The sequence below is a fragment of the Polaromonas sp. JS666 genome, assembly GCF_900103405.1.
Lineage (GTDB): Bacteria > Pseudomonadota > Gammaproteobacteria > Burkholderiales > Burkholderiaceae_C > Polaromonas.
The window spans coordinates 60,169-66,456 of the sequence record NZ_FNHX01000016.1 but is presented as its reverse complement, the minus strand read 5'-3'; the positions used below and the strand labels follow the sequence as shown (position 1 = coordinate 66,456).

The 6,288-nt window shown below is 66.2% G+C and carries 6 protein-coding genes; 2 read left to right on the top strand and 4 right to left on the bottom strand.

The features are described 5' to 3' along the window. The 3 genes from BLQ85_RS23015 to BLQ85_RS23005 all read right to left on the bottom strand — a co-directional run. On the bottom strand, positions 1-911 hold a 911-nt coding region (locus tag BLQ85_RS23015; protein ID WP_074580292.1), incomplete at its 3' end, for a porin. Positions 912-1,105: 194 nt separating this feature from the next. Beyond that, positions 1,106-2,098 carry a Bug family tripartite tricarboxylate transporter substrate binding protein gene (locus tag BLQ85_RS23010; RefSeq protein ID WP_074580291.1) on the bottom strand — a complete coding sequence of 331 codons (993 nt, stop codon included), beginning with the start codon at positions 2,096-2,098 and terminating at the stop codon, positions 1,106-1,108. Then, positions 2,095-2,991, bottom strand: a complete 897-nt coding sequence (locus BLQ85_RS23005; RefSeq protein ID WP_074580301.1) for an N-formylglutamate amidohydrolase — start codon at positions 2,989-2,991, stop codon at positions 2,095-2,097. The genes BLQ85_RS23010 and BLQ85_RS23005 overlap by 4 nt, the downstream gene beginning before the upstream one ends. Before the next feature lie 79 nt (positions 2,992-3,070). Between BLQ85_RS23005 and BLQ85_RS23000 the strand changes: the two genes are divergently transcribed. Continuing rightward, entirely contained in the window at positions 3,071-3,973 is a 903-nt protein-coding gene (locus BLQ85_RS23000; protein ID WP_074580290.1) for a LysR substrate-binding domain-containing protein, read from the top strand. 19 nt (positions 3,974-3,992) lie between these two features. Here BLQ85_RS23000 and BLQ85_RS22995 read toward each other — a convergent pair whose 3' ends face one another. Next, the gene (locus tag BLQ85_RS22995) at positions 3,993-4,943 is read right to left on the bottom strand and encodes a LysR family transcriptional regulator (RefSeq protein ID WP_074580289.1); all 951 of its coding nucleotides are present in this window, start codon (positions 4,941-4,943) and stop codon (positions 3,993-3,995) included. A 121-nt stretch (positions 4,944-5,064) separates the two neighbouring features. Here BLQ85_RS22995 and BLQ85_RS22990 point away from each other — a divergent pair, with 121 nt between their 5' ends. Beyond that, positions 5,065-6,270, top strand: a complete 1,206-nt coding sequence (locus BLQ85_RS22990) for an MFS transporter (RefSeq protein WP_074580288.1) — start codon at positions 5,065-5,067, stop codon at positions 6,268-6,270. Positions 6,271-6,288: the final 18 nt, after the last annotated feature.

Below are 6,288 nucleotides of genomic sequence, written 5' to 3'. Positions count from 1 at the left end.
CCTGCCTGGAAGCGCTTGAGCTTGCCTGCCGGATCGCTCTGCACATCCTTGCGGATGTAGTTGCCCATGATCTTGCTGGTAGGCGTCAGGTCCCAGGAGGCGCCGATCATCTGCGCATCGACCTTGCTGCGTGACAGCGGTCCGCCCGCGAAGTTGTCGCGGTTGTAAACCGCCCAGGCGCGGACTTCGCCGAAGTCGTAGGAGCCGACCAGCATCCACTTGCTCTTGAAGTCATTGAGCAGTGCGCCGCCGCGCTTGCTGTCGCTGCCGTAGCCAAAGCCCAGTCCCAGGGGCCCGCCGCCTTCGCCGTAGCTGATCGACACATCGGTCTGCTTATAGTCGCTTTCAAAGCGTATCGGGCCGGCCGGGTTTTCCGCCAGGCCTTCGCCGTTGAGGTAGTGGCCGGCGCGGAAGACAAAATTGCCGATGACCGGGCTGGCATAGCCGATGGCGTTCGACACGCGTGTGCGTGCATTGAAGATGGAGGTGCCTATGGCGGTGGCGCCCGCATCGTGGATCACGTACTCCACATTCCGGCTCAGGATGGCATAAATCGGCGTGCGGCTGGGTGCGGCCGAATCAATGCGGCCGATGTTGACAACGCCGAAGTCGCCGCCGATCCCCACGTAGGAGTTGCGATACATGGGCGAACTCGATGCCCCGGTGTCGGAAGAAATCCCCATCTCGAGCCCAAACAGGGCCTTGAGTCCGCCGCCCAGGTCTTCGACGCCCTTGAAGCCCAGCCGGGAGGCGTTGCCCGTGATCAAGGTCTGGGATAGGGAGCCGGTCTTCGAGTTTTCGAAGCTGGTATCCATCCTGCCGTAAATCGTCACCGTGCTTTGCGCCAGCGCGGCCACGGGTGTTATTGCGCCGGCGGCTACCGCGGCCAGGCAGATCATCTTCAGTTTCATCCCTCACTCCTCAAAAGTTGTTATCGATGGCGGAGATTCATCACCGCCGCTTGGGTTTCTGCGGGCAAAGTTCGCCCAGGCCGCTGAAGACTTCGTCTTCAGCAGGCAGCAAGAAAATTCAGGGGTAAAGGCGTGGGCGTCAGCCGTCCGGCTGTGGCATGGCGCCAGGGTGGCGGTGATTCATGCGCAAGGCCCTAGTCCAGAACAATCTTGTTGGCCTGCGCGACGTTCTTGAAGAACTGGATGCGCTGAATCACTTCCTGCCGGTACTCGGCGGGCCGTACATTCTCGGGAAGCATGGCGCCGCGCTTTCGCCAGAGTTCCTGCGTGTCCTTGTCGCGCAGGATGCTGCGCATCGCGTCATACAGCGTCTGGATGATGGGCTCCGGCGTCTTTGCCGGCGCCGCCAGCCCCGTCCACGAGGTGAGGTTGAGGTCGGGCAGCTTGAGTTCGTCAAAGGTGGGAACATCCGACAGCTGCGGCACGCGCAGCGGCGCCGCGACGGCCAGTGCGCGCAGGCTCCCGTTCTGCAGCATGCCGAGGTTGGACGAGAGGTTGTTCCAGGTCAGCTGCACCTGCCCCGACAGCAAATCCGTCAGCGCCGGGCCGGACCCCCGGTAAGGGATGTGCGTGATGAACAGGCCCAGCTTGGCCTTGAGCAGCTCCATGCTCAGGTGCGCCACCGAGCCGTTGCCCGACGAGGCGTAGTTCAGTTTGCCTGGATTGGCCTTGGCATAACGCACAAACTCGGCAAAGTTCTTGACGGGCAACTTGGCGCTGGCGACCAGCACGTTGGGCAGCCTGTCGATCAGCGTGATGTAGGCAAAATCATTGACCGCGTCGTATGGCAGGTTGGCCGAGACCGCGGGGTTCACCACATGGGTCGATTGCGAAGTGACGACCAGCGTGTAGCCATCGGGCGCGGCCTTCGCGCCGATGCCCGTGCCTATGGCGCCGCCCGCGCCGGCCTTGTTGTCGATCACCACCGGCTGGCCCAGCAGCCTGCCCAGTTTGTCGGAGATGGCGCGCGCCGAAATATCCACAGCGCCGCCGGGCGGAAAAGGCACGATCAGCGTGATGGGCCGGTTGGGCCAGGCGCGCGCCTGGCCGAATGCCGGGCAGGCCATCGCGCCGGCGGCGCCGGCCGCCATGCCGAGAACCTGCCTGCGGTTGCGGATGAGTGTCATGCTGTGTCCTTGACCTTGAGCTGGGCCTTGCGTTCGGCCTGAATGGTTTCTTCCCTGATGTAGCTCGCGATGTCCTGCAGCACCAGGTGGATGCGCTTCCTGAGTTCAGGAAACTGCCGCTTGGGCTCGCGAGTTTTTTCGTTGAGGTAAAGGCCCCTGTTGATCTCTACCTGCAGGCTGTGCTGCCCCAGCGCGGGCCGGCCCAGGCTGCGCACCAGGTCCTGGCCCGCATAGGGGTCGTTCAGCGCCACTGTGTAACCGTGGCGCCTGAAGGCCTCGCCCACAACATCCGCAAACGCCGCGTCGCAGCTCGCGCCGTGCAGGTTGCCCAGCACGATGTCGGCCAGGGGTTTCTCGGGAAGTCCCAGGCGCGCATAGGCATTGCTGGGCATGGAGTGAAGGTTCAGGTGCCACCACCCGCCCTGCCGTGTGCTTGCGCCGGCCAGTGCGTCCGTCAGCGCGCGGCGATACGGCCGCCAGCAGCTTTCAATCCGCTGCGCAATCTCGCGGGCGTGGAGCTTGCGGTTGTAGATCGGCTCCAGCGTCGGTGTCTTGCTGAAGACCAGGCCGTTGCCCAGCCGCAGGCAGCGATCGGAGGGGGCCACCGGCCCGTTCCATTCGCCGTCCAGCATCGCGAGGTCTATGTCGTCCTCGGCGCGATTGGCGTCGATGTAGCTGCGCGGAAAGGTCGCGTGCACCAGCGTCGCGCCCACCAGCGGTGCGGTGTCCCACAGCTGTTCGATCAATGTGTCCTCGCATTGCCGCAGCTGCTGCAATTCGATCGCGAAGTCGAAGTCTTGCGGATAGTAAGTGCCGCTGTGTGGTGAATCGCATACCAGCGCGATGGGATCGTCGGCGGGGGGGATGACTTTGACGGGCTCGGAGTTGCTCATGGGCCGCAGTGTGCGGCCATGGCCGCCGCAGGGCAAACGACAATTTCAAAGCAAGTGATTAGATGATCTAATGTGCCCCATGAAGTTCAAGTCACCTTCGCTGGCCGAGCTGCACGCCTTTCTCGGGGTCTGCCAGCTCGGCAGCTTTCGCCGCGCGGCCGAGGTTCTCTCCGTCACCCAGGGCGCCGTCAGCCAGGCCATCCTGCGGCTGGAACAAAGGCTGGGCTGCAGCCTGTTCGACCGGCAGGCCACGGGCGTTGTGCCCACGGCCCGCGGGCGTGAATTCCAGAAGCTGGTGGAAGTGCATGTGGCCGGGCTGGAGTCGGCGGTCACGCAGTTCGGCGGTGCGCCCGCGCAGCGCAAGGTCCGGGTCAGCGTCCTGCCGACCCTGGGAACGCGCTGGCTGGTTCCCAGGCTGGCCGGCTTCCAGGCCCTGAACCCGGACATCGAAGTGGAGCTGCGCCAGTTCCGCTTTGATGAAGACTTCACGCGTGACGACGTCGACCTGTGGATCGCGCTCAAGCTACCCGGCAAAAAGTGGCCGCGCGGCATCCAGGGGCGCTACCTGCTGGGCAAGGAGATCACGCCGGCCTGCACGCCCGCGCTGGCGCGCAACCTCAAGCAGCCGGCGGACCTGGCCGCGCGCCCCCTGCTCCATCACATCAACTACCCGGGCAACTGGGCCGTGTGGATGGAGGGCGCGGGCGTGAAAAAAACCTTGCCCGCGCTGGGCCCCGGCTTTGACCTTGGCAACAACCTTATCGTCGCGGCCACTGCCGGCATGGGTGCCATCGTCATCCAGCCCTGCCTGATCGAGAGCGAGCTGCGCAGCGGCCAGCTGGTCCTGCCTTTCGATATTTGCGTTCCCACCGGCCGCGGCTACTACCTGTGCCAGCGCTCGGCCACCGCCAACACGAACCGCGCAGTGGACGTGTTTGCCGCCTGGCTGCAACAGCAGGCTGTGGATACGGCCCGGGTTTAGCCCGGCAGCCGCCCCCCGCTCAGGCGATGCCCATCGGTTCCGGCCGCGTCGGCAGGCCCATGCCCGGGGGCAGGCCCTCGCGCAGCGCTTCCACAAAGCGGCGCAGCTTGGCCGGGTAAAAACTCGAATAGGGATAGATCAGGTAAACCGGCAGCGGCGCGGCGCACCACTGGGGCGCCAGGTGCAGCAGCCGGCCCTCGGCCACATCGTCGGCCACCAGCCAGGTCGAGGCGATGCTCGCGCCCAGGCCCAGCAGCGTGGCATTGCGCAGCGCGAACAGGCTGTCCGTGCCCAGGCGCGGCCGTATCGCGAAGCGGTGGTCCTCGCTATCGCGGCCGGCGTGGCGGCGCGTCAGCGCCACCTCGTTGCGGTAAAAGGTCTGCAGCGCCAGCCAGGGCAGGGCCTGCAGCTCGGCCGGCTGCAGCGGCGGCGGCCTGCCCTGCAGCAGCGACGGCGCGGCCACCACGATGCGCCGGACTTCGGCGATCTTCACGGCCACCAGCGAAGGGTCTTCCACCGCGCCCACATGCACCGCGCAGTCTATGCCCTGGGCGATGAAGTCCGGCGTGCCGTCATGCAGCAGCCATTCCACCGTCACGCGCTCGTGGCGCCGCAAATAATCGACCACCGGCCCCACCAGCTGCTGCTGGCCCAGCGCATGCGGCACCACCACGCGCAGCGTGCCCTCCGGCACTTCCTGGGTGCCGCGCAGGTCGGCCTCAAAAGCGTCCCAGTTGCCCAGCAACTCCTTGGCGCGGCTGAAACAGCGCTCGCCGTCTTCGGTCAGCTTCATCGCATGGGTGGAGCGCTGCAGCAGCTTGAGCCCCAGGGACCGCTCCAGCGCCTGCAGGCGCCGGCTGACCGTGGGCTGGGTGGCGTTCATCTGCGCGGCGGCGGCCGACAAGCTGCCCGCCTCCACGATGCGCACAAAGGTCTGCATCAGTTCAATCCGGTCTGGCGCGGTTTTCATGGGGTGTCTGTTCTGCGTTTTTGCATGCGTTTGACGTATGACCATTGTGCCCAATAGCCGCCTTCACAGCGCAAAAACCGGCCCGCATACTCGCAGCCTGCTTCAAACCTGGACTCTTGCCATGACTTCCACTCTTTATACGCATGACCACGCCGCGCCGGCGCTGCCGCTTTCGCTGATCCTGCTGCTTGCCACCGGCGCCGGCCTGGGCGCGGCTTCGCTGTATTACAGCCAGCCCATGCTGGCCCTGCTGCTTGCTGAATTCAAATCCACGCCCGCCGCCATAGGCCTGGTGCCCACCTTGACCACGCTGGGTTATGCGCTGGGCATTGGGCTGCTTGCGCCGCTGGGCGACCGCTATGACCGCCGCCGCATCATCCTCGGCAAGGCCGCGGCGCTGGTGCTGGCCTTGTTGCTGGCCGCCAGTGCGCCTTCGGTGGCGGTGCTCGCGCTGGCCAGTCTGGCCATCGGCCTGGCGGCCACGCTGGCACAGGACATCGTGCCGGCCGCCGCCACGCTTGCGCCCGAAGCCCAGCGCGGCAAAACCGTGGGCACTGTGATGACAGGCCTGCTGCTGGGCATCCTGCTGTCGCGTGTGGTGGCCGGCGTTGTGGCCGAGCAACTCGGCTGGCGCAGCATGTTTGTGGCCGCGGCCGTCAGCATTGCGCTGTTGGGGATTGCCGTGTGGCGGCGCCTGCCGCGCTTTGAGCCGACCACGCAGCTGCCCTATTTGGCGCTGCTGGGCTCGCTGGCCACGCTGTGGAAACGCCATGGCGCGCTGCGCCGCGCGGCCCTGGCCCAGGGGCTGATCAGCATAGGCTTTAGCGCCTTCTGGTCCACCCTGGCCATCATGCTGCATGCCGCGCCCTTTAACCTGGGCAGCGGCGCGGCCGGCGCCTTCGGCCTGGCCGGCGCCGCCGGTGCGCTGGCTGCCCCCCTGGCCGGCCGCCTGGCCGACAGCAAAGGCCCGGAAGTCGTGACCCGGCTGGGCGCGGCGCTGGTGGCCGCCGCTTTTATCGCCATGACCGCCGGCCCCGACCAGCTGTGGTTGATTGCTTTAGGCGCGGTGGTGTTCGACCTGGGCGCGCAAGCCACGCTGATCGCGCACCAGACCATCATCTACAGCATAGAGCCCGCCGCGCGCAGCCGGCTCAACGCCGTTCTCTTTATCGGCATGTTCAGCGGCATGGCCAGCGGCGCCTGGCTGGGCAGCGTGGTGCTGGCGCACGCCGGCTGGCAGGGCGTGTGCGTGATGGCCGCGGTGTCGGGTGCGGCAGCGTTGGTGGTGCGGATGTGGCCTCAGGGACCAGCGCCCTGCGTGGCATAGGAAATGAATCGATCTCTT